We start from the raw sequence: 24,958 nt of genomic DNA, 5'->3' as shown, positions 1-24,958 counted from the left end.
GCTCCTTTATCTAAAATACGAAAAAATCGCCTTTATTGGTATAAGAAAGCCTTGAATTTAAATGCTTTCTTATACCAATAAAGGCGACCCCACGGTCGCCTTCTCAGTATTACACTAATTCAAGAATTGCCATCGGCGCAGCATCACCACGACGAGGACCAAGTTTAAGTACACGAGTGTATCCGCCTTGGCGTTCGTTGTATTTAGGTGCAATTGTATCAAATAGTTTTTTAGCCACTTCTTCATCCATAAGACGCGCAATTACTTGACGGCGAGCATGTAAATCGCCACGTTTAGCTAAAGTAATTAATTGATCTGCAAGACCACTAATTTCTTTCGCCTTCGCTTCAGTAGTTTGAATGCGTTCATATTTGAAAAAGGAAGTTAAAATACTACGAAATAAAGCTTTACGTGCACTTGAGTCACGTCCTAATTTTCTGTAGCCCATACTCTTCGCTTCTCCTACTCTTCATATTCGACAAGTGACAAATCTAGTTCTTGTAGTTTCTTCTTCACTTCTTCAAGAGACTTACGACCAAGATTTCTCACTTTCATCATATCGTCTTCGCTCTTTTGAGCTAATTCAGCAACGGTATTTATGCCCGCTCTTTTTAAACAGTTATAAGAACGAACAGATAAATCTAAGTCTTCAATCGTCATTTCTAATGTTTTAGAAACACCATTATCAGGAGCCTCAGTAAATGTTCTTTCAGCTTCATCGTCATCCGCAGGAGCTCCTGCCATGTTCTGGAATAATCTAAGATGAGCAATCATGATACTTGCTGATTTGCTAACTGCTTCTTCTGGTCTTATACTACCATCTGTCCATACTTCCAGCGTCAATTTGTCGTAATCAGTGACGTTACCTACACGAGTATCAGTAACAGCATAGTTAACTCTCTGAATTGGTGAGAAAATTGAGTCGATCGGAATAATCCCGATCACATGATCAGGTTTCTTATTCTTATCGGCAGGAATATATCCGCGGCCACGTTCAACAGTGAGTTCCATTTTTAATGAACCACTAGCATCTACTGTTGCCAAATGTAATTCAGGGTTTAGTATTTCAACATCTGGATCCGTGATAATATCACCAGCTGTTACCGTTTTTTCACCGGTTACTTCAACTCTAATTACTTTTGCTTCTTCACTATGCATTTTCAGACAAAGTGATTTTAAATTTAAAATGATATTCGTAACGTCTTCCCGAACACCTGGAATGGTCGAAAACTCGTGAAGAACTCCTTCAATCCTTACGGATGTAACAGCCGCACCTTGCAATGAAGATAATAATATGCGACGCAAGCTGTTACCAAGCGTAGTACCATATCCACGTTCTAAAGGTTCGCAGACAAATTTGCCATATCGGCAATCTTCACTAATTTCCACTATCTCAATCTTCGGTTTTTCGATTTCGATCATCTGGAATAACCCTCCTCATTTATGCGCAATACCAAGTTACGCCATACCCACGGCGAGGGTACATTATCTGGAGTACAATTCAACGATCATTTGTTCTTCAACAGGTACATCAATTTCATCGCGATTAGGGAATCTTGTAACTGTACCACTCAAGTTTTGAGCATCAACTGAAATCCATGCTGGTGTGCTTAAAGAATCAAATGATTCTGCCACGCCTTTAAAAAATTCATTTGCACGACTTCCTTCTTTAATAGAAATAACGTCGTCAGCTTTTACTAAAGCTGAAGGAATATTAAGGCGTTTACCATTAACAAGGATATGGCCGTGAGAAACAAGCTGACGAGATTGTCTACGAGTAGCTGCTAAGCCTAAACGATATACAACATTGTCAAGTCTTCTTTCAAGAATTACTAGTAGATTTTCACCAGTAACGCCAGGCATTTTCTTCGCTTTTTCATAATAAGCTCTGAATGGTTTTTCTAAAACACCATATATAAATTTTGCTTTTTGTTTTTCTCTAAGTTGGATTCCGTATTCACTCATCTTTTTACCAGCACGTTTAGGTTGACGTGTGGAAGATTTGCCTAAACCAACAACAGCTGGTTCAATGCCGAGTGCTCTACATCTTTTTAGAGCTGGAACTCTATCAATTGCCATCTATATTTGCACCTCCTATTAAACTCTTCTACGTTTTGGTGGACGACATCCATTATGAGGGATTGGAGTTACATCTTTAATTAAATTAACTTCCAAACCAGTCGCTTGTAATGATCTAATTGCTGCTTCACGGCCTGATCCAGGTCCTTTTACAAATACTTCTACTTGTTTAAGTCCATGTTCCATAGCTGCTTTCGCTGCAACTTCTGCTGCCATTTGAGCCGCAAATGGAGTGCTTTTACGTGATCCTCTAAAACCAAGACCACCTGCACTCGCCCATGATAATGCATTACCTTTTGTATCGGTAATCGTTACAATTGTATTGTTAAAAGTAGAACGAATATGCGCAATACCGTGCTCAATATTTTTACGTTCTCTTCTTTTTGGTCTAGCAACTTTTTTAGCTACCAATGCTTACCCCTCCCTTACTTTTTCTTTTTACCGCCAACAGCTCTTTTTGGCCCTTTACGAGTACGAGCGTTAGTTTTCGTTTTTTGACCTCTAACTGGCAACCCCATACGATGTCTTCTACCACGGTAGCAGCCAATTTCAACTAAACGTTTAATATTTAGAGATACTTCACGACGTAAGTCGCCTTCTACTCTATAATTTTTATCAATCGCTTCACGAAGTTTTGCAACTTCATCTTCAGTTAAATCACGAGTACGAGTATCAGGATTGATACCAGTAGCCGCTAAAATATTCTGTGAAGTAGTAAGACCAATACCAAAGATGTAGGTTAAAGCTATTTCAATTCTCTTATCGCGAGGTAAATCTACTCCGGCAATACGTGCCATATATTCAGCACCTCCTTCTCAATTAACCTTGTTTTTGTTTATGTTTGGGATTTTCGCAAATCACCATGACGTGACCTTTACGTTTAATTACTTTACATTTTTCACAAATGGGTTTAACCGATGGTCTAACTTTCATTTGCTTTTTGCCCCCTTTTCTTACATTGTCAAATTCTTTGGCTGAATCAGCCAGCAAAAAGACTATTTGAAACGGTAGGTTATACGACCACGTTTTAAATCATATGGCGTAAGTTCAATAGTAACTTTATCACCAGGCAAGATACGAATGAAATTCATGCGAATTTTACCTGAAACATGTGCCAATACAACATGACCATTTTCTAATTCTACTTGGAACATTGCGTTAGGCAATGCCTCAAGAACTGTACCTTCAACCTCAATTACGTCTTGTTTGGACATGAGATTTTTCCTCCTCGTCCGCTTGTCACAAATTATCTGGGTTGCAAATTTGCGATAGCTTGGCGAATCTCCTCATTCCTAACCTTTTGGTTCGCAATAAGTTTATTTGCCAGAGCTTCTGAAATCCGCTCGTAAACTTTGACATGCCGAATATTTTTCTTTTTAGGCTTGATGATAGGACGTTCTCTGCCATCTGACAAAAGAATAGATCTACCATCGATTCCAACGACCAAGTAAATAGTTTCAGCATCACGACCTGTAATACTTTCTACAACCTGACCTAATGAAATTAGTTGAACTAGTGACACTGAGGTTCCCCCTAGCATTTTGTTAAAATTCTGGCTTATCATCTAAATCTAAGATGGTATACGCCAAATGTGCCGAAGGCTTTTAACCCTTAGTAATACCGTCCAATTATCTAATGTCTTGACTTGTGGGTTCCTAGATTTATCATCGGCTCTATCGCTAATGTCTTACCAGATTGGAATCGTGGGCCGCGACTAGCCGAACCGTAATTCGGAATCTGAGGATCTTCATGCATTTTTTCACCAATGCCATGCCCAACGTAGTCACGTACTATTCCGTAACTATAATTTTTTGCAAAGGTTTGAACAGCATTAGATATATCTCCGAGACAACTAACCGCTATTGCTTTTTCAATACCTTTGGATAGAGAAAATATGATAATATCCAGATTCTCATATAGTTTTGCATTGACCTCTCCAGTTGGAAAGGTCCTTGCAATCTTATTGTTCTTTCTAAACATTACCTGTTTTATGTCATTGTTGACATTATCTCCATTTTTTAACTTTTTTAAACTATATAACGTATAGTCTTCAAAAGGTGGAATTGTGCCACAACTTCGTATATATTTCTCGGCAATTTTATCAAGCTTGCGCTTACTAACTCCCGGCTTAACAGAGGTTTTAACTTCAACCAGCGTGTCCGACACCATCTCTTCAGCGTCTCGCATGTAATCGATTTCTCGATTAACCCTTAGGATGAACATCCTATTCGCTCCTCAAGCTAGCAATAACATCGGCAAGTACTTTATCGATAGACTGTCTGCCATCAATTTCAGTATACAAACCATTATCTTGATAGTATTCAATGAGCGGTTTTGTTTGTGAAGAATACACTGTAAGACGTTTTGTCATTGTAGCTTCGCTATCATCATCTCGTTGGTAAATCTCACCGCTACATTTATCGCATACTCCCTCTTTCGCAGTAGGTTTATAAGCTACATGATATGTAGCACCACAACTTCTGCAAATTCGACGACCAGTTGCACGGCTGATAAGTTCATCAGCTGGTACACTGATATTGACTACACGATCAAGTTTTATTTTTAGTTCTTCAAGCGTAGCGTCAAGTGCATTGGCTTGCTCTATTGTACGTGGAAAACCGTCCAAAATAAAACCTTTTTTACAATCTGGCTTAGCCAAACGTTCTTTTACAATACCGATTGTTACACTGTCTGGAACCAACTGTCCGGCATCCATACATGCTTTCGCTTGCTTACCAAGTTCAGTTCCTTCTTTTACAGCAGCACGGAACATATCTCCTGTAGAAATATGTGGAATGCCAAACTTATCCACTAGCATTGCCGCTTGTGTACCTTTTCCGGCACCAGGCGGTCCCATTAATAGGATATACATCTAAAATTCCTCCCTACTTCATGAACCCTTGGTAATGACGCATTAAGACCATCGCTTCAATCTGCTTCATTGTATCAAGAGCCACACCAACAATAATAAGTAGGGCCGTACCACCGAAATACACACCTTGAATGTTTGTCGCTGATGCAACAAGATTCGGTAGTATAGCAATAAAAGCAAGGAATATTGATCCAGCAAGAGTAATTCTGGTCATAACGCGGTCTAAATAATCTGCCGTTGGTTTGCCAGGCCGTAAGCCTGGAATAAAACCACCGTATTTTTTCAGATTCTCTGCCATATCCGATATCTTTACAGTAACCGCAGTATAAAAATAAGTGAAGAATATAATCAACAACGCATATAGCGTAGTTTGAAAAGGAGTTCCCCACGCAAAATATCCCGCAATCGTTTTTACCCATGGAACATCAATAAACTGGGCAATAGTTACTGGAAACATCAGCACGGATGACGCAAAGATTATTGGAATAACACCCGCTTGATTTACTTTTAGCGGAATGTGTGTGGAGTGACCACCATACATTTTGCGGCCAACAACACGTTTTGCATACTGCACTGGAATGCGACGCTGTCCCTGTTGGATTGCAATTACGAATACAATCATAGCAACAGCAATAATTGCAAATAAAGCAACATTGAATAAATTAACTGTACCTGCCTGCAAGTACTTATAAATTGTAGCAATGCCTTTTGGTAAACCAGCAACAATACCAGCAAAGATAATCAATGAGATTCCATTACCAATGCCTTTTGCTGTAATCTGTTCACCTAACCACATCAAAAATGTAGTACCAGCTGTTAATGTGATTGCGATTAAAAGTATTGAACCAACACCTGGATTTATAATTGCAGCTTTGAGGCCATATGCCATGCCAATAGCTTGGATAAACGCCAAAACTACAGTTGAGTAACGCGTAATCTGGGTAATTTTCTTTCGCCCTTCTTCGCCTTCTTTAGACCATTCTTCAAACTTCGGTATAACAACTGTTAAGAGCTGCATGATAATCGAAGCATTGATGTATGGGGTAATACTCATTGCAAACACTGAGAATTTACTTAAAGCACCACCGGAAAATAAATCCATAAGGCCAAAAAGGTTGCCACTCGTGAATAATTGTTCAATTACATGTGCATTTACACCCGGAACAGGAATATGTGTTCCTAACCGAAAGATTGCAAACATCACTAGTGTAAAAACAATTTTTTCCCTGAGCTCAGTTATCTTGAGTATATTTGCAAGGGCTGAAAACACCTTAGATCACCTCGACTTTTCCGCCAGCTGCCGTAATTTTAGCTTCCGCGGATTTTGTAAAGCCATTCGCGATTACAGTTAATTTCTTTGTAATTTCACCATTTCCTAAAATACGTACACCATCGCGTACATTTTTAAGAATGCCCGCTTCAATTAAAGCAACAGGATCAACTGTTGAGCCATCTTCGAAACGATTTAAAGTTTCCACGTTCACTTCAGCGTATTCACTACCAAATACATTGAAAAAACCACGTTTTGGTAATCTACGGTAAAGTGGCATTTGACCGCCTTCAAAACCAGTACGAACACCGCCACCGGAACGAGAATTTTGACCTTTATGACCTCTACCGGATGTTTTACCTAAACCAGAACCAAGTCCGCGACCAACACGGGTACGTACTTTTTTAGATCCAGGTGCCGGAGCTAATTCGTGTAATTTCATACAAGCACCTCCTTGATATTAGTCTTGTAATTCTTCAACTGTAACAAGATGTTCAACTTTATGAACCATGCCGCGAATAACCGCATTATCTTCTTGTTCTACTGATGAATTTAATTTACGTAAACCTAAAGCCTTAACAGTAGCTCTTTGATTTTCAGGTCTGCCGATCAGGCTTCTGGTAAGAGTAATTTTTAGTTTTGCCATCAAAAATGCCTCCTTAACCCAAAAGTTCTTGAACAGTTTTACCACGAAGTTCAGCCACTAATTCAGCTTTTTTAAGTTGTTCCAACCCTTTTAATGTAGCACGAACCATATTATTAGGATTAGATGAACCAAGTGATTTTGTTAAGATGTCATGAATACCAGCAAGTTCAAGCACAGCACGTGCAGGACCACCAGCGATAACACCAGTACCTTTTGCAGCAGGTTTTAATAATACGCGACCTGCGCCAAATACACCAATAATTTCATGAGGAATTGTTTTTCCTACTAATGAAACATTAATAAGATTTTTCTTAGCATCTTCGATGCCTTTTCTGATTGCTTCAGGAACTTCACCAGCTTTACCCAAACCAGCGCCAACATGACCGTTACCATCACCAACAACAACTAGTGCGCTGAATGAAAAACGACGTCCGCCTTTAACAACCTTAGCAACTCTGTTAATATAAACAACTTTCTCTTGTAATTCAAGAGCAGTATAGTCGATTCTGGCCATTCATTTACCTCCTTTTTCAAAACTTAGAATTTGAGACCCGCTTCACGAGCTGCTTCAGCTAATGCAGCTACTCTACCATGATAAATATAACCACCACGGTCGAATATTACTTCAGTAATACCTTTTTCTACAGCACGTTTCGCAACTGCTGCGCCAACTGCTTTCGCAGCTTCGATATTACCACCATACGTAGTAAATTCTTTATCTTTTGAACTTGCTGCAACCAAAGTTACACCATTTACGTCATCAATGATTTGTGCATAAATATTACTTAAGCTACGAAACACGTTTAAACGTGGTTTTTGAGCTGTACCTGAAATATTTTTGCGAACTCTTAAATGACGTCTTTGACGTGCTTTATTTTTATCTGCTTTAAGAAGCAAGTTAGTCACTCCTTTCACTTAAAGATTACTTCTTGCCTTTACCGCCGGCTTTACCAACTTTACGACGAATTGTTTCGCCTTCGTATTTAATACCTTTACCTTTGTAAGGTTCTGGTTCTCTGTATCCGCGAATGTTAGCTGCAATTGCGCCAACTTCTTCTTTACTAATACCAGAAACAATAATTCTGTTTGGAGCAGGAACATCTAAAGTAATACCTTTAGGTGGTTCTACTACTACTGGATGAGAGAAACCAAGGGACAAGTTAACATTTTGACCAGCTTTTGCAGCTCTGTAACCAACGCCGTTGATTTCAAGAGTTTTGCTGAATCCTTCCGTAACACCAATCACCATATTGGAAATTAACGTACGCGTTAAACCATGTAAAGATCTATGTTCTTTTACATCTGAAGGACGTTTTACCGTAAGAACGTTTTCTTCAATTTCAATGATCATATCTTTATGAAAAGTACGAGTAAGTTCGCCTTTAGGACCTTTTACTGTCACCGTATTTTCTTCTGCCAATGTAACTGTTACGCCAGCAGGAATCGTAATAGGTGATCTACCGATTCTTGACATTCATACACCTCCTAGCTACAAAAAATATATTACCAAACGTAAGCGATTACTTCACCGCCAAGACCACTACGACGTGCTTGTTTATCACTCATAACACCTTTTGAAGTGGAAACAATAGCGATTCCAAGTCCGCCAAGTACACGAGGTAATTCTTCGCTTTTTGCATATACACGTAAACCAGGTTTGGAGATACGTTTAATGCCTGTAATTACTTTCTCGCGGTTAGGACCATACTTAAGATTCACACGAAGAACGCCTTGTTTACTATCAGAAACGAAGTCGAAATCTTTAATAAATCCTTCTTCTTTTAAAATAGCAGCAATTGCTTGTTTGATTTTAGATCCCGGTATTTCTACTTTCTCATGATATACAGAATTTGCATTGCGCAAACGAGTCAGCATATCTGCAATTGGATCAGTCATTACCATAGATAGATATCCTCCTTCCGTTGATATTACCAGCTAGCTTTGGTTACCCCAGGGATAGCACCTTTGTAGCTTTGTTCTCTGAAACAAATACGGCACATTTCAAATTTACGCATGTATCCGTGTGGACGGCCGCAAATTTTACATCTGTTATATTTACGAACTTGAAATTTCGGTTCGTGACTCCATTTTTCAACCATTGCCTTTTTGGCCACAATAACTACCTCCTTTACGCGCTAAATGGCATTCCCATTAATTTTAGAAGCTCTCTTGCTTCTTCATCCGTTTTCGCTGTTGTTACAACGATAACATTCATACCACGAAGTTTATCGATTTTATCGTATTCAATTTCAGGGAAAATTAGTTGCTCTTTAAGACCCATGGAATAATTTCCACGTCCATCAAAAGCTTTCGCACTTACTCCACGGAAATCACGTACACGAGGAAGAGCTACGTTCATAAATTTGTCCATGAATTGATACATACGTTGACCACGAAGTGTTACCTTCGCACCGATTGGCATACCTTCACGTAATTTCCACGCCGCTAAAGACTTCTTAGCACGTGTTAATACTGGTTTTTGACCTGCAATCAATGTCATATCATTCACAGCTGAGTCAAGAACTTTAGGATTTCCTACAGCCTCACCAACACCCATATTAATAATAACTTTTTCGATTTTAGGTATTTCCATTACATTTTTATAGCCAAATTTTTCTGTTAAAGCAGGAACTACTTCTTTAAGATATTTTTCTTTGAGTCTATCCACTGATAGGCTACCTCCTTTCTTTTAAGATTTTATTTATCCACAATTTCGCCGCATTTTTTACAAGCACGAACGAATTTACCATTCAAATCTTTTTTTGCAATGCGAGTTGCTTTTGAACATGCAGGGCATACAAGCATTACTTTTGCTACACTCATTGGTGCTTCTTTTACAAGAATTCCACCTTGTGGAGCACTTTGACTAGGTTTTGTGTGACGTTTAACTTTGTTAACGCCTTCTACAACAACCTTTTCTTTTTTAGGTAAAGCTTCAATGATTTTACCTTGTTTACCTTTATCTTTGCCAGATAACACTAAAACCGTATCACCTTTTTTTACATGCAATTTGTTTTGTGACAAACAGGACACCTCCTAACTTAGATTACTTCTGGAGCTAGTGAGACGATTTTCATGAAATCTTTGTCACGCAACTCTCTAGCTACTGGTCCGAAAATACGAGTACCTCTTGGAGTCTTATCATCTTTGATGACAACGGCAGCGTTTTCATCAAAACGAATATAAGAACCATCTGGACGACGTAAACCTTTTTTAGAACGTACAACTACAGCTTTAACAACATCACCTTTTTTTACAACTCCGCCAGGGGATGCAGATTTTACTGCAGCAACAATTACGTCACCAATGTTAGCGAATTTACGGTAAGAACCACCAAGTACACGAATGCACATGATTTCTTTTGCACCAGTATTATCACCAACGTTAAGCATTGTTTGTTGTTGAATCATTATTTTACCTCCTTTTGAGTTTTTTCAGTTCATTAAAGCGAAATAAAGATTCGGATTATTTTGCTCTTTCCAGAACTTCAATAACTCTCCAACGCTTATCTTTAGACAATGGACGAGTTTCCATGATTTCTACAGTGTCACCAGTATGTGCATCATTGTTTTCATCATGTGCTTTGAATTTTACAGTTTCTTTTACTGCTTTTTTGTATAGTGGATGTTGTACAAGACGTTCAACTGCTACTACAACAGTTTTTTCCATTTTATCGCTTACCACTTTACCAATTCTAGTTTTACGCTCATTTCTTTCACTCATGCTTGAGTAGCCTCCTTCCGTTGCATATCATTTTTAGCCGCTATACAGATTCGCGTGAATTAAGCTTTTAATTCTTCTTCACGTTGGATTGTTTTAATGCGAGCAATCGTTTTCTTTACATCTTTGATACGCATTGGGTTTTCAAGCTGGCCAGTAGCAAGTTGAAATCTAAGGTTAAATAATTCTTCTTTTAGAGAAGCAAGTTTTTGGTTAAGTTCATCTGCACTCATTTCACGTATATCATTAACCTTCATTTACTTCACCGCCCTCTGCTTGCTCTTGAGTCTGTTCACGCGTAACGAATTTTGTTTTAATAGGAAGTTTATGAGCTGCAAGACGCATAGCTTCTTTTGCTACTTCTTCACTAACGCCATCCATTTCGAACATGATACGACCTGGTTTAACCACTGCAACCCAGTATTCTGGTGAACCTTTACCACTACCCATACGAGTTTCAGCAGGTTTTGCAGTTACAGGTTTATCAGGGAAAATTTTAATCCAAACTTTACCGCCACGTTTGATATAACGAGTCATCGCAATACGAGCAGCTTCAATCTGTCTATTTGTAATCCAAGCAGGTTCTAATGCTTGTAAACCAAATTCACCATGGCTTACTTTATTACCTCTGCTTGCTTTACCTTTCATACGACCACGAAATTGTTTACGGTATTTTACTCTCTTTGGTAATAACATTTATGCTTCGCTCCCTTCAACAGCAGCAACAGCACTTTTTTTCACTTCTGGTAAAACTTCACCTTTGAAGATCCAAACTTTTACGCCAATACGACCGTAAGTTGTATGAGCCTCAGCAGTACCATAATCAATATCAGCTCTTAAAGTATGAAGTGGAATACTACCTTCACGGTAAGCCTCACTTCTCGCAATTTCAGCACCGCCTAAACGACCGCCTACCATTACTTTAATACCTTTCGCACCCATACGCATTGTACGACCAACTGCTTGTTTCATCGCACGACGGAACGCAATACGACGTTCTAATTGAGCTGCAATGTTTTCTGCTACTAATGTTGAGTCTAAATCAGGTTGCTTAATTTCAGCAATATTAATATCAACATGTTTTGTAGTTAGCTTTCTCAAGCTAGCCTTAATTTGTTCGATTCCTGAACCGCCACGACCGATAACCATACCTGGTTTTGCAGTGTGGATCGTCAATTTAAGACGATTTTGACCACGTTCAGTTTCAATTCTAGATACGCCCGCAGTATGAAGTTTTGCTTTTAAGTGCGCGCGAATTTTTATATCTTCATGCAAGTTACTTGCATAATCTTTATCTGCATACCACTTGGCATCCCATGTTTTTACAACACCAAGACGCAAACCATGTGGATTAACTTTTTGACCCAATTCGATTTCCCTCCTTCTTATCTTTCTTTTACAACAACAGTTACATGACTTGAACGTTTTAAAATTTTAAACGCTTGCCCACGAGAACGTGGATGAATGCGTTTTAATGTAGGTCCTTGATCTACATATGCCGCTGCGACATAAAGATTATCAACATTCATATCAAAATTATGTTCAGCATTTGCTACTGCTGATTTCAATACTTTTTCTATTACATCAGCACCAACTTTTGGTGTGAATTTTAAAATCGCAAACGCTTCTCCGATTTGTTTGCCACGGATCAAATCCATAACAATACGGATCTTACGAGGAGCTATGCGAATGTATTTTGCTACTGATTTAGCTTCCACAAATTAGCCTCCTTTCGGCAAAAACTACTTAAGTGATGTACGTCTTTCTTCGCCGGAATGACCTTTGAAAGTACGAGTCGGCGCGAATTCACCAAGTTTGTGACCTACCATATCTTCAGTTACATAAACAGGTACATGTTTACGACCATCATGCACTGCAATTGTATGGCCAACAAAACTAGGAAGAATAGTTGAACTACGTGACCAAGTCTTTATAACCTTTTTTTCATTTGCTGCATTCATAGCATCAATTTTTTTAAGTACACTCTCATGCACATAAGGTCCTTTTTTAATCGATCTTGACAACGATGTATCCTCCTTTCGCCAAGGCAGCGAATTTAAACATTCGCGCCCATATCTTTATATAGCAATTTATTATTTCGTACGACCTTTGACAATAAACTTATCAGAGTTCTTTTTACGACGAGTTGTAGCACCCATAGCATGTTTACCCCATTTAGTAACAGGATGTTTACGACCAACTGGGCTACGACCTTCCCCACCACCATGTGGATGGTCATTAGGGTTCATGGAAACACCACGGTTTGCAGGACGAACGCCTAACCAGCGAGAACGACCAGCTTTACCAATCGTAATATTTTCATGTTCAAGATTACCTACTTGACCAATCGTTGCTTTACAATTGATATGAACCTTACGTAATTCTCCTGAAGGCATACGAAGCAACGCATAGTCGCCCTCTTTCGCCATTAATTGAGCTCCAGTTCCAGCGGAACGAACTAACTGTCCACCTTTACCGATTTTAAGTTCAATATTATGAAGCATAGTACCAACAGGAATATTTATAATTGGTAACGCATTACCAGGTTTAATATCAGCATCCGGACCAGATACAACTTTATCCCCTACTTTAATACCGTTAGGAGCTAAGATGTAACGTTTTTCACCATCAGCATAATTTAAAAGCGCAATACGCGCGGAACGGTTTGGATCGTATTCGATTGTAGCAACAGTTGCCTGAATACCATCTTTATTACGTTTGAAGTCGATCACACGATATAAACGTTTGTGACCGCCACCTTGATGTCTTACTGTTAAACGACCTTGTTGATTACGGCCACCATGTTTTTTTAGACGTTCAACAAGAGATCTCTCAGGCTGATCTGTAGTAATTTCATCGAAGCTAGCTACAGTCATGAATCTTCTGCCTGCAGAATATGGTTTAAAACTTTTTACTGCCATTGGTTAACCTCCTTTTCCAAAAACTTAACTATTACACACCTTCGAAGAATTCGATGCTTTCGCCAGGTGCAAGTTTCACAACAGCTTTTTTATAATCTGCGCGTTTACCTTCACTGCGTCCCATACGTTTTGTTTTACCTAATACATTTACAGTATTTACTGCAAGAACTTTTACGTTGAAAATCTCTTGAACAGCAGTTCTGATTTCAACCTTGTTCACTGTTTTAGGAACGACAAACGTATATTTACCTTCTTGCATCAACGCAGTAGTTCTTTCCGTGATAAGCGGACGAATTAAAATATCGCGTGCATTTGCCATTACGCAAGTACCTCCTCAATGCGGGTAACTGCATCTTTAGTAATGAAAAGCTTATTATGATTCAAGATATCATAAACATTAAGCCCACAAGAACTAATAGCTTTTACACCAGGAATATTACGGGAAGATTTTTCCACATTTTCGATTGTTTCAGCTGTAATAATAAGAGCTTTCTTATCTACGCTGAAATCGCTCAACATTTGTACAACATGTTTCGTTTTAGCTTGTTCGAAAGCAATGCTATCAAGAACAACTAATTCTCCACTTTCAACCTTCGAAGATAACGCACATTTAATTGCTAAACGACGTTGTTTACGAGGCATTCTGAATGCATGGGAGCGAGGTGTTGGACCGAACACAGTACCACCGCCGACCCAAATTGGGGAACGAGTACTACCGGAACGAGCGCGACCTGTACCTTTTTGTTTCCAAGGTTTACGTCCGCCACCACGTACTAAACCTCTAGTTTTCGTTGCATGCGTACCAAGACGTTGACTTGCAAGTTGCATTACAATTGCTTGATGAACAACTGCTTCGTTAACTTCTACACCAAATACGCTTTCATTTAATTCTAATTCTTCGCCAGTCTGTTTACCAGCGATTGTATAGACTGCTACTTTAGGCATAATATAGCACATCCTCCTTTCGAGCTCAAAAGAGCTTATTTGTTAGGTTTTACAGTATTTTTAATTACAACATAGCTGCCTTTAGGACCAGGAATCGCACCTTTAATTAAAAGTAAGTTACGATCTGTATCAACTCTTACAATGCTTAAACGTTGAAGCGTCACTTTTTGTGCGCCCATACGACCCGGTAGTTTTTTACCTTTTAAAACTCTACCGCCACCACCACTGATCATTGCACCAGTTGAACCTGGTTCACGATGTGATTTTGAGCCATGTCCCATAGGTCCACGTCTGAAATTATGGCGTTTAATACCACCAGCAAAACCTTTACCTTTTGCAGTACCAGTAACATCAATCAATTCACCAGCACTAAATATGTCAACGCCGATTACATCACCAGCATTATATTCTGAAGCATCAGATAAGCGCATTTCACGAATAAACTTCACTGCATCTACGCCAGCTTTTGCGAAATGACCTTTCATTGGTTTTGTAACATTTTTTTCTTTAATAACGCCAAAACCTAATTGCACAGCATTATAGCCATCATTTTCAACAGTTTTATTTTGAATTACAACAGTTTTACCTGATTCAACAACAGTCACTGGAACAACTTTACCTTCTTCGGTAAAGATTTGTGTCATACCAAGTTTTTTACCTAAAATTCCTTTAGCCATTCATTCCACCTCCTCTATTACAATTTAATTTCGATATCCACACCAGCTGGCAAATCCAAACGCATTAAAGCGTCAACAGTTTTGGAAGTTGGTTCTAAGATGTCAATAAGACGTTTGTGTGTACGCATTTCAAATTGCTCACGAGAGTCTTTATTCACATGTGGAGAACGTAAGATTGTAAAAATATTTTTTTCAGTAGGTAGTGGAATAGGACCTGATACCATCGCACCTGTTCTCTTTGCAGTATCAACAATTTTCACCGCGCTTTGATCAAGTGCCTTATGATCGTATGCTTTTAGACGAATTCTGATTTTTTGTTGTTTAGCCAATTTATATTTCCTCCTTATCGCCCAGTTTCTAGAACGGACATTTCTCCGTAATAGTTCCCTCGCACCCTGCGAGCAATCTACTACGTCATCGCATTAGGGATACCGAAAAAACTTTTTTATAGGGGCGACTGATGTCGCCCCCTATACATAGTAACACTATAATTAAGCTTGAACTTCAGTTACAACACCAGCACCAACAGTACGGCCACCTTCGCGGATAGCGAAACGTAAACCAACTTCAATAGCGATTGGAGTGATTAGTTCAATTGTCATTTGAATGTTATCGCCAGGCATAACCATTTCTACACCTTCTGGTAAGTTAACTACACCAGTTACATCAGTTGTACGGAAGTAGAATTGTGGACGATAGTTTGTGAAGAATGGAGTATGACGTCCGCCTTCTTCTTTAGATAAAACGTAAACTTCACCTTTGAATTTTGTGTGAGGTTTAATAGAACCTGGTTTTGCAAGAACTTGACCACGTTCGATATCTTTACGGTCAACGCCACGAAGCAAAGCACCGATATTATCGCCAGCTACTGCGCTGTCGAGTAATTTTCTAAACATTTCAACGCCTGTTACAGTTGTTGATTTAGGTGCTTCACCCATACCAACGATTTCAATAACGTCGCCAACTTTAACTTCACCACGTTCAACACGGCCAGTAGCAACTGTACCACGACCAGTGATTGTGAAAACGTCTTCGACTGGCATTAAGAAAGTTTTATCTGTATCACGAACTGGAGTTGGGATGTATTCATCTACAGCATCCATAAGTTCGATGATTTTTGCTTCATAATCAGCATCGCCTTCAAGCGCTTTTAATGCGGAACCGGAAACAACAGGAATGTCATCGCCAGGGAATTCATAGCTGGAAAGAAGTTCGCGAACTTCCATTTCTACTAATTCCATTAATTCTGCATCATCAACCATGTCAGCTTTGTTTAAGAAAACTACCATTGCTGGTACGCCAACTTGACGAGATAAAAGAATATGTTCACGAGTTTGTGGCATAGGACCATCAGCAGCACTTACTACTAAGATCGCACCATCCATTTGTGCAGCACCAGTGATCATGTTTTTAACATAGTCAGCATGGCCCGGGCAGTCAACGTGAGCATAATGTCTTTTTGCAGTTTCATATTCAACGTGTGAAGTATTGATTGTAATACCGCGTTCTCTTTCTTCTGGTGCTTTGTCGATCATGGAATAATCCATAAAATCAGCGCCGCCAGTTTTTGCTAAAACTTTCGTAATAGCAGCTGTCAATGTAGTTTTACCATGGTCAACGTGACCAATTGTACCAATGTTTACATGTGGTTTATTTCTTTCAAACTTTTGTTTTGCCATTGTTAATAATCCCCCTTATTCGCCTTTGTTTTTAGCTGTAATAGCTTCTGATATATTTTTAGGAACTTCATCATAATGTGAAATTTCCATGGAATAATTACCGCGACCTTGCGTTTTAGAACGTAAATCTGTAGCGTAACCAAACATTTCAGAAAGTGGAACGAACGCATTAATCACTTGTGCACCAGCACGAGCTTCCATACCTTCGATACGACCACGTCTTGAGTTTAAGTCACCAATAACATCACCCATGTACTCTTCCGGAACTACGACTTCAACTTTCATATATGGTTCCAACAGCACTGGTGTAGCTTTTTGTGCACCAGATTTAAAGCCCATAGAACCGGCAATTTTAAATGCCATTTCAGATGAATCGACATCATGATAAGAACCATCATAAACAATAACTTTAATATCAACCATTGGGTAACCAGCAACAACACCATTTTCCATAGCTTCTTTGATACCAGCTTCAATTGGGTTAATATATTCTTTAGGAATCGCACCACCGACAACTTTGTTTTCAAAGCTGAAACCAACACCTGGTTCTTGTGGTACAAGTTCAAGCAAGCAGTGACCGTATTGACCGCGACCACCGGATTGACGAACAAATTTTCCTTCTGCTTTCACTTGTTTACGGATTGTTTCACGATAAGCAACTTGCGGCTTACCTACTGTACAATCTACTTTAAACTCACGAAGCATACGGTCAACGATAATTTCCAAATGAAGTTCACCCATACCAGAAATGATACATTGACCTGTTTCTTGGTCAGTTCTCATCCGGAATGTAGGATCTTCTTCTGCAAGTCTTGCTAACGCAATACCCATTTTTTCTTGGTCAGCTTTCGTTTTTGGTTCAACAGCAACGGAAATAACTGGCTCTGGGAATTCCATAGATTCCAATATAATTGGCTCTTTTTCATCACAGAGTGTATCACCAGTAACTGTATCTTTTAAACCAACAGCAGCAGCTATATCACCACTATAAACTGTATCAATTTCTTCGCGGCGATTTGCATGCATTTGAAGAATACGTCCAATACGTTCTTTTTTGCCTTTTGTCGAGTTAAATACATAAGATCCAGAAGTAATGCTACCTGAATAAACACGGAAAAACGCTAATTTACCTACATACGGATCAGCCATAATTTTGAAAGCTAATGCCGAAAACGGTAACTTATCATCTGCTTCACGTTTGTCTTCTTCACCAGTATCTGGGTCAACACCTTTAATCGCTGGAATATCAAGCGGTGAAGGCATGTAGTCAATGACTGCATCAAGCATTGGTTGAACGCCTTTATTCTTATAAGAAGAACCACAAAGTACAGGTGTCATTTTGCAATCAATCGTCGCTTTACGAATCGCTGCTCTGATTTCTTCTTCTGTTAGTTCTTCGCCTTCCAAATATTTCATCATTAATTCATCGTCAGTTTCAGCAACTGCATCTAATAGAATTTGACGATATTCTTCAGCTTTTTCTTTCATATCATCCGGAATAGCAACTTCTTCACTAGTTTTACCAAGATCATCCGTGTAAATAATCGCATCCATTTTAATTAGATCAACCATTCCCAAGAATGTATCTTCCGAACCAATTGGAAGCTGAAGTGCAACCGGATTTGCATGCAACCGAGTTTTGATCATATCAACAACTCGGTAGAAATCCGCACCCAAGATATCCATTTTATTTACATACGCCATACGAGGTACGCTATATTTATCAGCTTGGCGCCATACTGTTTCAGATTGAGGTTCAACCCCACCTTTAGCACAGAACACAGCAACTGATCCATCAAGCACTCTTAATGAACGTTCTACTTCAACTGTAAAGTCCACGTGACCTGGCGTGTCAATAATGTTGATACGATGATCTAACCATTGACAAGTTGTAGCAGCAGAAGTAATAGTAATACCTCTCTCTTGTTCCTGCTCCATCCAGTCCATAGTAGCAGCACCTTCATGAACCTCACCAATTTTGTGTACTTTTCCTGTATAAAACAGAATACGTTCAGTAGTAGTGGTTTTACCGGCATCAATATGTGCCATAATCCCTATGTTCCGCGTCTTTTCGAGAGGAAACTGTCTACCCACTATTACATCGCTCCTTATTAGTGTAAAGATAATGATTATGTTCTAGATACTACCAACGATAATGAGCGAACGCTTTATTAGCTTCAGCCATTTTATGAGTATCTTCTTTTTTCTTAATTGCTGCACCTGTATTATTCGCAGCATCTAATAATTCAGCAGCAAGTCTTTCATTCATTGTTTTTTCACCACGTAATCTAGCGTAGTTAACAACCCAACGAATACCTAACGTCATACGACGATCAGGACGAACTTCTATTGGAACCTGATAATTCGCACCACCTACACGACGAGCACGAACTTCAAGAACTGGCATAACATTTTTCAAAGCAGTTTCAAACACTTCTAATGGATCTTTACCAGTTTTCGCTCTAATGCTTTCAAATGCATCATAAACAACTTTTTCTGCAACGCCTTTTTTACCAGAAAGCATAACTTTGTTAATAAACTTTGTTACGATTTTCGAATTATACACTGGATCTGGTAATACGTCACGTTTTGGAACAGGACCTTTTCTAGGCATAGTAGTAACCCTCCTTGTCAACAATTTTCATATATCGAACATATATTATTTCTTTTTAGCGCGTTTCGCACCATATTTAGATCTTGACTGTGTACGATTTTGAACGCCAGCAGTATCTAAAGCACCACGGACGATATGATAACGAACCCCTGGTAAATCTTTTACTCTGCCGCCTCTAATCAACACAACACTATGTTCTTGAAGATTGTGACCAATACCTGGAATATAAGCTGTTACTTCAATACTATTCGTAAGACGAACCCTTGCTACTTTTCTCAACGCAGAGTTCGGTTTCTTAGGAGTAGTTGTATATACTCTCGTACAAACACCACGTTTTTGTGGACATTCTTTCAACGCTGGTGATGTAGATTTCTTCTCCATGTTTTCTCTACTTTTACGTACCAATTGACTAATTGTAGGCATACATGCACCCCCTTCCCTGATATCAAATTTATTATTTAATAATCCTACCTCAATTCTCTATATAAAGAGATAGAATATTTAACAAGATTATTTTAAAACAGCCACTGCAGCAGCTCCCACTTCAATCGTGCAAGCCTTTCCCAATTCAATCATCGTTGCTATCTCGACTACTTCAATCCCATGTTTCTCACATAAATTCTTAAGCGGGTCTACAACTCTTAAATCAGCATCTTGTGCAATAAAAACTTTTTTGCATAAGCCTTTGTTGACAGCTTTCATAACTTGTTTTATGCCAATCACTTTTTTGGCAGTCTTCAATGTGTCGAGCGACATTTTATTCACTCCCATACTTGTAGATCAATGCTTTCTTGTTTCAGGCACTCGTATATAATACCATGAGTCATAATCAATGTCAACACTTGTTTTATCAATCTTTTGCATGCACACGGGTCGTGGTGTATCATCATTAATAATTATAACATATTCTACCTAAAAATTAAATCAACGAACTTATTTGACAAAACTTTTATAGAAAATAGGATTTGACTAATTCACAATTTTCCTCTGTTTTATTGCTTAACTTAATGGTAATCTTTATCTAATTTAGCACATCTTAAGAAAAATATACGAAAATTATTAAACTTTCCATCAAATTTTTATATTAAAGTAAAACCTACCACGCTTTATACCAATTTTCTAAGCTTCCATCATCTTGTACGGGCACTTTATCATTGCCAGATGGATATTTGAAAAATACTAATTTCAAACCAGCCTTTGATTTCTGTGCATAGGTAATTCCGCTACGAATTAAAAAGAAATCTCCTTTCTTAACGATTGTCTCCTTTTGTGTCTCTACATTTATATATTTACTTTCTCCTTCTAAAACATAAATATATTCTGTCGTATTTTTATGATAATGCGGTTCCTCAATGGTATATTCTTTATATTCCGTAATACCTGCTTCAACATTTTCATCGTGTAAATAGTTAAGTTCCTGCGGCAAGGACAATTCACCAACTAAATATTGACGTTTTGTATGTAGAAGAGCTGTTTGAATCTTTGTTTTTTCTATAAGCTCTATTTCGCGCATTTCACTTCACCTCCATTTCATATCATAATATAAACAATCGCGTCAAATCAAATACTTAAATTTAAGTTTAGAAATAGCCACAGAAAAAAAGCTGCCGCATCTGCGCGGCAGCTTTTTTGTTCCATTTTATTTCTTGTACATTGCATCTTGCTCTTTACGAAGTTTGTAAATCAACGTAGATGTATCAAGCTCAACCATATCTAACGTTAATAATTGACCTTTTTTCGCATCTTTTAACATTTTTGTCTTTTTCGTAACCAATCCGTAAGGAACATAACCTTTTGCATCAGATTCAGCTGCAGTAGCAATAGAACCATATGTTGTATAGCCACCAATACCATCAATGTATTGACCTGCTTTTAAATCTGTTTTTGCAACAGTAATACATTCGCTCACCAAACCATCAATTGGAACGATTGTTGATTCACCATCAATCACTGCTTTCGCTACAGTTAAAGGCGTTTCTAAATTACATAAATGATATGGACGATATAAAATCCATAATGGACCAGGTCCCATGCTATGATAACGCATTTGATACGCAATTTCTTCGTTTTCTGTAGACACAGCAACAAATACACCAGGTGCAATACCATTTACATATTCAACAACACCATGTTTATTTAATATACCGCCATCTTTTTTCAATTTATAAATTTCAGGCAATTCTTTTACCGTTGCTGCAATTCCATGTCCGCCAATTACATCTGGAATTAAACCAGTAGCATTAGACATCGCAGTCATTTCTACCATTGTTTTTGTACCATCTTTAAATGCACAAAGCATTTTAGGGCTCATCACACGTCTTGTTGCTTCTTCTAATACAGTATCTGGGTTACAAGCATAATCTAGTTTATTATTTTTACCTTTCCCCATAACTTTTACATCCATGCCCATTGCTTTTGCAAAACAATAAAGTTCCATAACAGCACCAGGTTCATCCCCAGCGGAACCTGTGTAAATTACACCGTTTTGTTCTGCTAATTTTTTAAGATATGGTCCAATAACAACGTCAGTTTCTACATTTAACATCACGACATGTTTGCCATTTTTGATTGCATCAGTAGCAACTTTAGCCCCAACATCAGGAACACCTGTAGCATCAATCGCACATTCCACTAAATTGGCTTGTGAAATTAAATCTGCATTTACAGTTGCAACATATTTACCAGCTTCAATCGATTTATTTGCATCTTGGATATTATCTACGATTGCAATCTGATCATCCTTAATTCCTGCATAATGAAAAGCATGCACTGCATTTTCAACATTAATGTCTGATACAATTGCTGGCATGATGCCTTGCATCAACACCATTTGTGTTACCATGCCTCTTCCCATTTGCCCAGCACCAACAATACCAGTGCGAATAATTTTACCTTCTTGTTGACGTTTGATCAACTTTTGATTCATGTTTAACATAATTCATACTTCCTTTTCTTGTTTTTAATATTTCATACTTTGCAATACGCCTCATGTTGACATGTTGTAAAATTTGAATTAGTAAATTTCAATCAGACTTCCCGCAGTAAAATCTTCTGCTTTTAAGTCATCACCTTCTAGCATAATACAACCTGGACGTTCTGGCTCTGTACCACCTTTGAAGCTTAAAGTACAATGCCCCAACTCTTTCAGGGTATGTCGTGCTTCTTCTCCAATTGCAGTAATCGTGAATACCTTTTCACAAATGATAACGGTATCACCGACTTCTAATTCAGCAAGAATAGGAGCAGGTTTATGAAGCACTGCGATTTCTGCTAATTCTGGTGGTGCGCCTTCATTAAAAAGAATAATGAAATTCATATCCTTTTCTTTTAGGAAAAATAAAGCTTCTTCACCCCAACCAGTAATTTCAGAACGATATTTCATTTAGCTTCCTCCTTCTATAAATAAAGACCAAAACTGCAAAAATAAGCAATAATTACTGATAATGGTCCTGTAATAACACGTGAATATAATACAGCAGGAACGCCAAGCTCAATTGTTTCAGGATCCGCTTCACCAAGACTTAAACCAACTGGGACAAAGTCTCCACCAACTTGTGCATTAATTGCAAATAACGCTGGTAAAGCATATTGCGGAGGAATATGCCCTAAGCCAATTTGAACCCCTAATAAAGTACCTACAACTTGTGCGATAACGGCACCAGGTCCAATTACCGGTGAAATAAACGGCAAGGAACATATAACAGAAATCACTAACATCCCCGGAAGTGTACTCGCTAAAGGTGAGATGGTCTGCGCAATAATATCACCAATACCCGAAGCACTGATTATACCGATAATCATACTTACGAAAGCCATGAAAGGTAAAATTGTTTTCACAACCATATCAATGGTTTCACGACCAGCTTGATAGAATTTATTTACTACACCACCAACACCGATACCCAGTTTAGTAATAAAATTCGTTTGTTTTCCAGCATTCATTTTTGCAAGTTCGGCTCTAGCCTGCGCTTTTGTTTTCGGTTCATTCGCGTTACTTTGACTCGATGGAGCAGCAGTTCCTGCGTTGCTCCCATCTTTGCTAGTCAATGGTGTTCCTTCTGCCGCATATGCCAAACAAGTTTCCGTTACAGCTGATACATATAGATTTTCAGTAATATATTGTGCAAGCGGACCAACTTTCCCAACCGGTGTCAAGTTTACAGTGAAAACTTTCTTTTTAGGATAGACACCACATCGTGCAGTACCACCGCAATCGACTACAGCTACAAGTATTTGATCATCCGGAATTGCAGTTTTAAACCCATCGATTGCTTCACAGCCTGTCATTTCGGCAATTTTAGCAGCAATAGGATGAATTCCACCGCCTGTTACACTCACAATCTTATTACAGGTATCCGTTGGCATAATTGTTAAAGGTCCGCCCCAACCGCCACTTCCTCTAGAAATCGTAATTGATTTATACATAAGATCCACCCTCCCTAATATTCTTCAATTTATTTATGAAACTCTTTCTTCTTTTGCTTTCATTGAAGCATAGATTTTTTCAGTGACAACACCACGAATGAAGATAACAATGACACCCACTAAGAAATATCGAACTGCTAACTCACCTAAAGGAAGACCTAAGGTTGTAATACCTGCTGCAATTCCCATATAAACGAAGAGCTCGCCACCATTTGCATGAGGGAATAAGCCAGTTACCGGATGAAGAAAACTTACTGTTGCATCATAAAAGGATGGTTTATGTTTTGCTTCAACAAATCTACCAAAACTATAACACATCGGATTTCCTAAAAATAAAACCGCCAATATTGGTAAAATTGTATACCGAGTAATAATATTTTTGGTTGCTTTCTGCGCTAATGAGTGCACACGTTCTTCACCAATTAATTTAATAACGGCACTAACAGCAGTCATTAAAACAACGATTAGAGGTATAATTCCAGCTACCCAAGATGCAAACGTCGCAGCTCCTGCTTTAAAAAGCTCCATAAAACCATTTGCTAATCCAGCTATAAATTCCATAATATTTTGCCTCCCTGATTTTTTTATGTTCAGAAGTTGTCCTATTTAGAGTTACTGATTGATCACCACCATTCACTCAATAGGGCCCTTATCAAGCGAAATTCTAGACATACTTCATTAACATCACCAATACTACTCTTCAATTGGATTCAATCGTAATTCCAAAGCATCCAATGCCTGCATATGCGCTTTATACTTTTTTTTCTGTTTCTCTGGTAGTTGCACATATTCATCTTTCAAAGTATAAATCGTCTTTCCAACAATACCGGAGAGATCTTTAAATGTAGTAAAGATTGTAAAGCCTTCCATAATCTTTCCTGCTGTGATAACACCATTGCGATCACAAGCGATTAACACAATATTCCCTCTAGATAATTTACCTCTTTTACTACCAATACCAACATTACCTAATTTGTGCAATCGTCGCACAGCTTTTTTATATTGTTGTACTTGTACATAAGTTCCAATTGCTTGTGCTAACATAAGTACAAATAAGAATATAAATACTTTTGTTAAATCCATCTAAATTTATTTTCTCCCTTCATTTAG

43 protein-coding genes are annotated in these 24,958 nt (G+C 38.4%); all 43 read right to left on the bottom strand.

The features are described from left to right. Positions 1–109 precede the first annotated feature (109 nt). The 43 genes from rplQ to BN6559_RS16105 all read right to left on the bottom strand — a co-directional run bounded on the left by rplQ (position 110) and on the right by BN6559_RS16105 (position 24,931). Positions 110–448, bottom strand: coding sequence for a 50S ribosomal protein L17 (gene rplQ / locus BN6559_RS16315; protein WP_110955717.1), 339 nt, complete (start codon positions 446–448; stop codon positions 110–112). A 14-nt stretch (positions 449–462) separates the two neighbouring features. Beyond that, the gene (locus tag BN6559_RS16310) at positions 463–1,422 is read right to left on the bottom strand and encodes a DNA-directed RNA polymerase subunit alpha (RefSeq protein WP_110955716.1); all 960 of its coding nucleotides are present in this window, start codon (positions 1,420–1,422) and stop codon (positions 463–465) included. A gap of 63 nt (positions 1,423–1,485) precedes the next feature. Beyond that, positions 1,486–2,079: a 30S ribosomal protein S4 gene (gene rpsD, locus BN6559_RS16305; protein ID WP_110955715.1), complete on the bottom strand. Its 594-nt coding sequence runs from the start codon at positions 2,077–2,079 to the stop codon at positions 1,486–1,488. Between the two features lie 18 nt (positions 2,080–2,097). Beyond that, entirely contained in the window at positions 2,098–2,490 is a 393-nt protein-coding gene (gene rpsK, locus BN6559_RS16300) for a 30S ribosomal protein S11 (protein ID WP_110955714.1), read from the bottom strand. A gap of 14 nt (positions 2,491–2,504) precedes the next feature. Continuing rightward, a complete protein-coding gene (gene rpsM / locus BN6559_RS16295; RefSeq protein WP_110955713.1) occupies positions 2,505–2,876 on the bottom strand; it encodes a 30S ribosomal protein S13 in 372 nt (123 codons plus the stop codon). Positions 2,877–2,898: 22 nt separating this feature from the next. Next, positions 2,899–3,012 carry a 50S ribosomal protein L36 gene (rpmJ, locus tag BN6559_RS16290; RefSeq protein ID WP_004092858.1) on the bottom strand — a complete coding sequence of 38 codons (114 nt, stop codon included), beginning with the start codon at positions 3,010–3,012 and terminating at the stop codon, positions 2,899–2,901. Between the two features lie 62 nt (positions 3,013–3,074). Then, positions 3,075–3,293, bottom strand: coding sequence for a translation initiation factor IF-1 (infA, locus tag BN6559_RS16285; protein WP_110955712.1), 219 nt, complete (start codon positions 3,291–3,293; stop codon positions 3,075–3,077). A 32-nt stretch (positions 3,294–3,325) separates the two neighbouring features. Continuing rightward, positions 3,326–3,601, bottom strand: a complete 276-nt coding sequence (locus BN6559_RS16280) for a KOW domain-containing RNA-binding protein (protein ID WP_110955711.1) — start codon at positions 3,599–3,601, stop codon at positions 3,326–3,328. Positions 3,602–3,711: 110 nt separating this feature from the next. Then, a complete protein-coding gene (locus BN6559_RS16275) occupies positions 3,712–4,302 on the bottom strand; it encodes a M24 family metallopeptidase (protein ID WP_199884075.1) in 591 nt (196 codons plus the stop codon). 1 nt (position 4,303) lies between these two features. Next, positions 4,304–4,951, bottom strand: a complete 648-nt coding sequence (locus BN6559_RS16270; protein WP_110955710.1) for an adenylate kinase — start codon at positions 4,949–4,951, stop codon at positions 4,304–4,306. 13 nt (positions 4,952–4,964) lie between these two features. Continuing rightward, positions 4,965–6,221, bottom strand: a complete 1,257-nt coding sequence (gene secY, locus BN6559_RS16265) for a preprotein translocase subunit SecY (protein WP_110955709.1) — start codon at positions 6,219–6,221, stop codon at positions 4,965–4,967. A 1-nt stretch (position 6,222) separates the two neighbouring features. After that, on the bottom strand, positions 6,223–6,663 hold the full coding sequence (gene rplO, locus BN6559_RS16260; RefSeq protein WP_110955708.1) for a 50S ribosomal protein L15: 441 nt from the start codon (positions 6,661–6,663) through the stop codon (positions 6,223–6,225). A gap of 18 nt (positions 6,664–6,681) precedes the next feature. Further along, complete coding sequence (gene rpmD / locus BN6559_RS16255; protein WP_110955707.1) at positions 6,682–6,867, bottom strand: 50S ribosomal protein L30; 186 nt, start codon at positions 6,865–6,867, stop codon at positions 6,682–6,684. A gap of 13 nt (positions 6,868–6,880) precedes the next feature. Then, the gene (gene rpsE / locus BN6559_RS16250) at positions 6,881–7,381 is read right to left on the bottom strand and encodes a 30S ribosomal protein S5 (RefSeq protein ID WP_110955706.1); all 501 of its coding nucleotides are present in this window, start codon (positions 7,379–7,381) and stop codon (positions 6,881–6,883) included. Between the two features lie 23 nt (positions 7,382–7,404). Further along, positions 7,405–7,764: a 50S ribosomal protein L18 gene (gene rplR, locus BN6559_RS16245; protein ID WP_110955705.1), complete on the bottom strand. Its 360-nt coding sequence runs from the start codon at positions 7,762–7,764 to the stop codon at positions 7,405–7,407. A 25-nt stretch (positions 7,765–7,789) separates the two neighbouring features. After that, entirely contained in the window at positions 7,790–8,341 is a 552-nt protein-coding gene (rplF, locus tag BN6559_RS16240) for a 50S ribosomal protein L6 (protein ID WP_110955704.1), read from the bottom strand. A gap of 29 nt (positions 8,342–8,370) precedes the next feature. Continuing rightward, positions 8,371–8,769, bottom strand: a complete 399-nt coding sequence (rpsH, locus tag BN6559_RS16235; protein ID WP_110955703.1) for a 30S ribosomal protein S8 — start codon at positions 8,767–8,769, stop codon at positions 8,371–8,373. Between the two features lie 26 nt (positions 8,770–8,795). After that, positions 8,796–8,981, bottom strand: a complete 186-nt coding sequence (locus tag BN6559_RS16230; protein WP_110955702.1) for a type Z 30S ribosomal protein S14 — start codon at positions 8,979–8,981, stop codon at positions 8,796–8,798. Positions 8,982–8,995: 14 nt separating this feature from the next. Further along, positions 8,996–9,535 (bottom strand): 50S ribosomal protein L5, encoded by a 540-nt coding sequence (gene rplE / locus BN6559_RS16225; RefSeq protein WP_110955701.1) that lies wholly within the window; start codon positions 9,533–9,535, stop codon positions 8,996–8,998. 29 nt (positions 9,536–9,564) lie between these two features. Beyond that, positions 9,565–9,891 carry a 50S ribosomal protein L24 gene (rplX, locus tag BN6559_RS16220; RefSeq protein WP_110955700.1) on the bottom strand — a complete coding sequence of 109 codons (327 nt, stop codon included), beginning with the start codon at positions 9,889–9,891 and terminating at the stop codon, positions 9,565–9,567. Positions 9,892–9,908: 17 nt separating this feature from the next. Next, the gene (gene rplN, locus BN6559_RS16215) at positions 9,909–10,277 is read right to left on the bottom strand and encodes a 50S ribosomal protein L14 (protein WP_110955699.1); all 369 of its coding nucleotides are present in this window, start codon (positions 10,275–10,277) and stop codon (positions 9,909–9,911) included. Between the two features lie 55 nt (positions 10,278–10,332). After that, positions 10,333–10,590 (bottom strand): 30S ribosomal protein S17, encoded by a 258-nt coding sequence (rpsQ, locus tag BN6559_RS16210; protein ID WP_110955698.1) that lies wholly within the window; start codon positions 10,588–10,590, stop codon positions 10,333–10,335. A 59-nt stretch (positions 10,591–10,649) separates the two neighbouring features. After that, positions 10,650–10,844 (bottom strand): 50S ribosomal protein L29, encoded by a 195-nt coding sequence (gene rpmC, locus BN6559_RS16205; RefSeq protein WP_110955697.1) that lies wholly within the window; start codon positions 10,842–10,844, stop codon positions 10,650–10,652. Continuing rightward, positions 10,834–11,283, bottom strand: a complete 450-nt coding sequence (rplP, locus tag BN6559_RS16200) for a 50S ribosomal protein L16 (protein ID WP_110955696.1) — start codon at positions 11,281–11,283, stop codon at positions 10,834–10,836. The genes rpmC and rplP overlap by 11 nt, the downstream gene beginning before the upstream one ends. Continuing rightward, a complete protein-coding gene (gene rpsC / locus BN6559_RS16195; protein WP_110955695.1) occupies positions 11,284–11,955 on the bottom strand; it encodes a 30S ribosomal protein S3 in 672 nt (223 codons plus the stop codon). A 17-nt stretch (positions 11,956–11,972) separates the two neighbouring features. Further along, complete coding sequence (rplV, locus tag BN6559_RS16190) at positions 11,973–12,305, bottom strand: 50S ribosomal protein L22 (RefSeq protein WP_110955694.1); 333 nt, start codon at positions 12,303–12,305, stop codon at positions 11,973–11,975. A gap of 24 nt (positions 12,306–12,329) precedes the next feature. Further along, the gene (gene rpsS, locus BN6559_RS16185) at positions 12,330–12,611 is read right to left on the bottom strand and encodes a 30S ribosomal protein S19 (protein ID WP_110955693.1); all 282 of its coding nucleotides are present in this window, start codon (positions 12,609–12,611) and stop codon (positions 12,330–12,332) included. Positions 12,612–12,680: 69 nt separating this feature from the next. Continuing rightward, a complete protein-coding gene (gene rplB / locus BN6559_RS16180) occupies positions 12,681–13,508 on the bottom strand; it encodes a 50S ribosomal protein L2 (protein WP_110955692.1) in 828 nt (275 codons plus the stop codon). Between the two features lie 31 nt (positions 13,509–13,539). After that, positions 13,540–13,827: a 50S ribosomal protein L23 gene (rplW, locus tag BN6559_RS16175; RefSeq protein WP_110955691.1), complete on the bottom strand. Its 288-nt coding sequence runs from the start codon at positions 13,825–13,827 to the stop codon at positions 13,540–13,542. After that, positions 13,827–14,453, bottom strand: coding sequence for a 50S ribosomal protein L4 (rplD, locus tag BN6559_RS16170; protein WP_110955690.1), 627 nt, complete (start codon positions 14,451–14,453; stop codon positions 13,827–13,829). Before rplD ends, rplW begins: the two co-directional genes overlap by 1 nt. 35 nt (positions 14,454–14,488) lie before the next feature. Further along, a complete protein-coding gene (rplC, locus tag BN6559_RS16165; protein ID WP_110955689.1) occupies positions 14,489–15,130 on the bottom strand; it encodes a 50S ribosomal protein L3 in 642 nt (213 codons plus the stop codon). Positions 15,131–15,147: 17 nt separating this feature from the next. After that, positions 15,148–15,459 carry a 30S ribosomal protein S10 gene (gene rpsJ / locus BN6559_RS16160; protein ID WP_110955688.1) on the bottom strand — a complete coding sequence of 104 codons (312 nt, stop codon included), beginning with the start codon at positions 15,457–15,459 and terminating at the stop codon, positions 15,148–15,150. A 162-nt stretch (positions 15,460–15,621) separates the two neighbouring features. Beyond that, positions 15,622–16,809, bottom strand: coding sequence for an elongation factor Tu (gene tuf / locus BN6559_RS16155; RefSeq protein WP_110955687.1), 1,188 nt, complete (start codon positions 16,807–16,809; stop codon positions 15,622–15,624). Between the two features lie 15 nt (positions 16,810–16,824). Beyond that, the gene (gene fusA, locus BN6559_RS16150; protein WP_110955686.1) at positions 16,825–18,903 is read right to left on the bottom strand and encodes an elongation factor G; all 2,079 of its coding nucleotides are present in this window, start codon (positions 18,901–18,903) and stop codon (positions 16,825–16,827) included. 49 nt (positions 18,904–18,952) lie between these two features. After that, on the bottom strand, positions 18,953–19,423 hold the full coding sequence (rpsG, locus tag BN6559_RS16145) for a 30S ribosomal protein S7 (protein ID WP_110955685.1): 471 nt from the start codon (positions 19,421–19,423) through the stop codon (positions 18,953–18,955). Between the two features lie 45 nt (positions 19,424–19,468). Beyond that, positions 19,469–19,846, bottom strand: coding sequence for a 30S ribosomal protein S12 (rpsL, locus tag BN6559_RS16140; RefSeq protein WP_110955684.1), 378 nt, complete (start codon positions 19,844–19,846; stop codon positions 19,469–19,471). Positions 19,847–19,933: 87 nt separating this feature from the next. Beyond that, entirely contained in the window at positions 19,934–20,179 is a 246-nt protein-coding gene (locus BN6559_RS16135; RefSeq protein ID WP_110955683.1) for a L7Ae/L30e/S12e/Gadd45 family ribosomal protein, read from the bottom strand. Between the two features lie 340 nt (positions 20,180–20,519). Continuing rightward, positions 20,520–20,936: a cupin domain-containing protein gene (locus BN6559_RS16130; RefSeq protein WP_110955682.1), complete on the bottom strand. Its 417-nt coding sequence runs from the start codon at positions 20,934–20,936 to the stop codon at positions 20,520–20,522. Positions 20,937–21,062: 126 nt separating this feature from the next. Beyond that, positions 21,063–22,358, bottom strand: coding sequence for an NAD(P)H-dependent oxidoreductase (locus BN6559_RS16125; protein WP_110955681.1), 1,296 nt, complete (start codon positions 22,356–22,358; stop codon positions 21,063–21,065). A gap of 78 nt (positions 22,359–22,436) precedes the next feature. Beyond that, entirely contained in the window at positions 22,437–22,805 is a 369-nt protein-coding gene (locus BN6559_RS16120) for a PTS glucitol/sorbitol transporter subunit IIA (RefSeq protein ID WP_110955680.1), read from the bottom strand. A 14-nt stretch (positions 22,806–22,819) separates the two neighbouring features. Next, the gene (srlE, locus tag BN6559_RS16115) at positions 22,820–23,848 is read right to left on the bottom strand and encodes a PTS glucitol/sorbitol transporter subunit IIB (RefSeq protein WP_110955679.1); all 1,029 of its coding nucleotides are present in this window, start codon (positions 23,846–23,848) and stop codon (positions 22,820–22,822) included. A 33-nt stretch (positions 23,849–23,881) separates the two neighbouring features. Next, complete coding sequence (gene srlA / locus BN6559_RS16110; RefSeq protein WP_110955678.1) at positions 23,882–24,409, bottom strand: PTS glucitol/sorbitol transporter subunit IIC; 528 nt, start codon at positions 24,407–24,409, stop codon at positions 23,882–23,884. A gap of 132 nt (positions 24,410–24,541) precedes the next feature. Then, on the bottom strand, positions 24,542–24,931 hold the full coding sequence (locus tag BN6559_RS16105) for a transcriptional regulator GutM (RefSeq protein WP_110955677.1): 390 nt from the start codon (positions 24,929–24,931) through the stop codon (positions 24,542–24,544). Between the last annotated feature and the right edge of the window lie 27 nt (positions 24,932–24,958).

The sequence above is a fragment of the Massilibacillus massiliensis genome, assembly GCF_900086705.1.
Taxonomy (GTDB): Bacteria; Bacillota; Negativicutes; order FLKF01; family FLKF01; genus Massilibacillus; species Massilibacillus massiliensis.
The sequence above is the reverse complement of the archived record's forward strand: the minus strand, read 5'-3'. Positions and strand labels throughout refer to the sequence as shown.

Bases quoted from the DNA above. Each gene is read 5' to 3' on its own strand.
- rpsE (WP_110955706.1), bottom strand. From the start codon at position 7,381: ATGGCCAGAATCGACTATACTGCTCTTGAATTACAAGAGAAAGTTGTT.
- BN6559_RS16130 (WP_110955682.1), bottom strand. From the start codon at position 20,936: ATGCGCGAAATAGAGCTTATAGAAAAAACAAAGATTCAAACAGCTCTT.
- rpmC (WP_110955697.1), bottom strand. From the start codon at position 10,844: ATGAAGGTTAATGATATACGTGAAATGAGTGCAGATGAACTTAACCAA.
- srlA (WP_110955678.1), bottom strand. From the start codon at position 24,409: ATGGAATTTATAGCTGGATTAGCAAATGGTTTTATGGAGCTTTTTAAA.
- BN6559_RS16125 (WP_110955681.1), bottom strand. From the start codon at position 22,358: ATGTTAAACATGAATCAAAAGTTGATCAAACGTCAACAAGAAGGTAAA.
- rpsM (WP_110955713.1), bottom strand. From the start codon at position 2,876: ATGGCACGTATTGCCGGAGTAGATTTACCTCGCGATAAGAGAATTGAA.
- rpmJ (WP_004092858.1), bottom strand. From the start codon at position 3,012: ATGAAAGTTAGACCATCGGTTAAACCCATTTGTGAAAAATGTAAAGTA.
- rplQ (WP_110955717.1), bottom strand. From the start codon at position 448: ATGGGCTACAGAAAATTAGGACGTGACTCAAGTGCACGTAAAGCTTTA.
- rplW (WP_110955691.1), bottom strand. From the start codon at position 13,827: ATGGCAAATGCACGCGATATTTTAATTCGTCCGCTTATCACGGAAAGA.
- rpsG (WP_110955685.1), bottom strand. From the start codon at position 19,423: ATGCCTAGAAAAGGTCCTGTTCCAAAACGTGACGTATTACCAGATCCA.
- rplD (WP_110955690.1), bottom strand. From the start codon at position 14,453: ATGCCTAAAGTAGCAGTCTATACAATCGCTGGTAAACAGACTGGCGAA.
- BN6559_RS16135 (WP_110955683.1), bottom strand. From the start codon at position 20,179: ATGTCGCTCGACACATTGAAGACTGCCAAAAAAGTGATTGGCATAAAA.
- rplN (WP_110955699.1), bottom strand. From the start codon at position 10,277: ATGATTCAACAACAAACAATGCTTAACGTTGGTGATAATACTGGTGCA.
- rpsL (WP_110955684.1), bottom strand. From the start codon at position 19,846: ATGCCTACAATTAGTCAATTGGTACGTAAAAGTAGAGAAAACATGGAG.
- BN6559_RS16275 (WP_199884075.1), bottom strand. From the start codon at position 4,302: ATGTTCATCCTAAGGGTTAATCGAGAAATCGATTACATGCGAGACGCT.
- rplO (WP_110955708.1), bottom strand. From the start codon at position 6,663: ATGAAATTACACGAATTAGCTCCGGCACCTGGATCTAAAAAAGTACGT.
- rplC (WP_110955689.1), bottom strand. From the start codon at position 15,130: ATGGCTAAAGGAATTTTAGGTAAAAAACTTGGTATGACACAAATCTTT.
- rplP (WP_110955696.1), bottom strand. From the start codon at position 11,283: ATGTTATTACCAAAGAGAGTAAAATACCGTAAACAATTTCGTGGTCGT.
- infA (WP_110955712.1), bottom strand. From the start codon at position 3,293: ATGTCCAAACAAGACGTAATTGAGGTTGAAGGTACAGTTCTTGAGGCA.
- tuf (WP_110955687.1), bottom strand. From the start codon at position 16,809: ATGGCAAAACAAAAGTTTGAAAGAAATAAACCACATGTAAACATTGGT.
- BN6559_RS16310 (WP_110955716.1), bottom strand. From the start codon at position 1,422: ATGATCGAAATCGAAAAACCGAAGATTGAGATAGTGGAAATTAGTGAA.
- srlE (WP_110955679.1), bottom strand. From the start codon at position 23,848: ATGTATAAATCAATTACGATTTCTAGAGGAAGTGGCGGTTGGGGCGGA.
- rpsD (WP_110955715.1), bottom strand. From the start codon at position 2,079: ATGGCAATTGATAGAGTTCCAGCTCTAAAAAGATGTAGAGCACTCGGC.
- BN6559_RS16270 (WP_110955710.1), bottom strand. From the start codon at position 4,951: ATGTATATCCTATTAATGGGACCGCCTGGTGCCGGAAAAGGTACACAA.
- rplF (WP_110955704.1), bottom strand. From the start codon at position 8,341: ATGTCAAGAATCGGTAGATCACCTATTACGATTCCTGCTGGCGTAACA.
- BN6559_RS16105 (WP_110955677.1), bottom strand. From the start codon at position 24,931: ATGGATTTAACAAAAGTATTTATATTCTTATTTGTACTTATGTTAGCA.
- rplB (WP_110955692.1), bottom strand. From the start codon at position 13,508: ATGGCAGTAAAAAGTTTTAAACCATATTCTGCAGGCAGAAGATTCATG.
- rpsH (WP_110955703.1), bottom strand. From the start codon at position 8,769: ATGGTAATGACTGATCCAATTGCAGATATGCTGACTCGTTTGCGCAAT.
- rpmD (WP_110955707.1), bottom strand. From the start codon at position 6,867: ATGGCAAAACTAAAAATTACTCTTACCAGAAGCCTGATCGGCAGACCT.
- BN6559_RS16120 (WP_110955680.1), bottom strand. From the start codon at position 22,805: ATGAAATATCGTTCTGAAATTACTGGTTGGGGTGAAGAAGCTTTATTT.
- rpsQ (WP_110955698.1), bottom strand. From the start codon at position 10,590: ATGAGTGAAAGAAATGAGCGTAAAACTAGAATTGGTAAAGTGGTAAGC.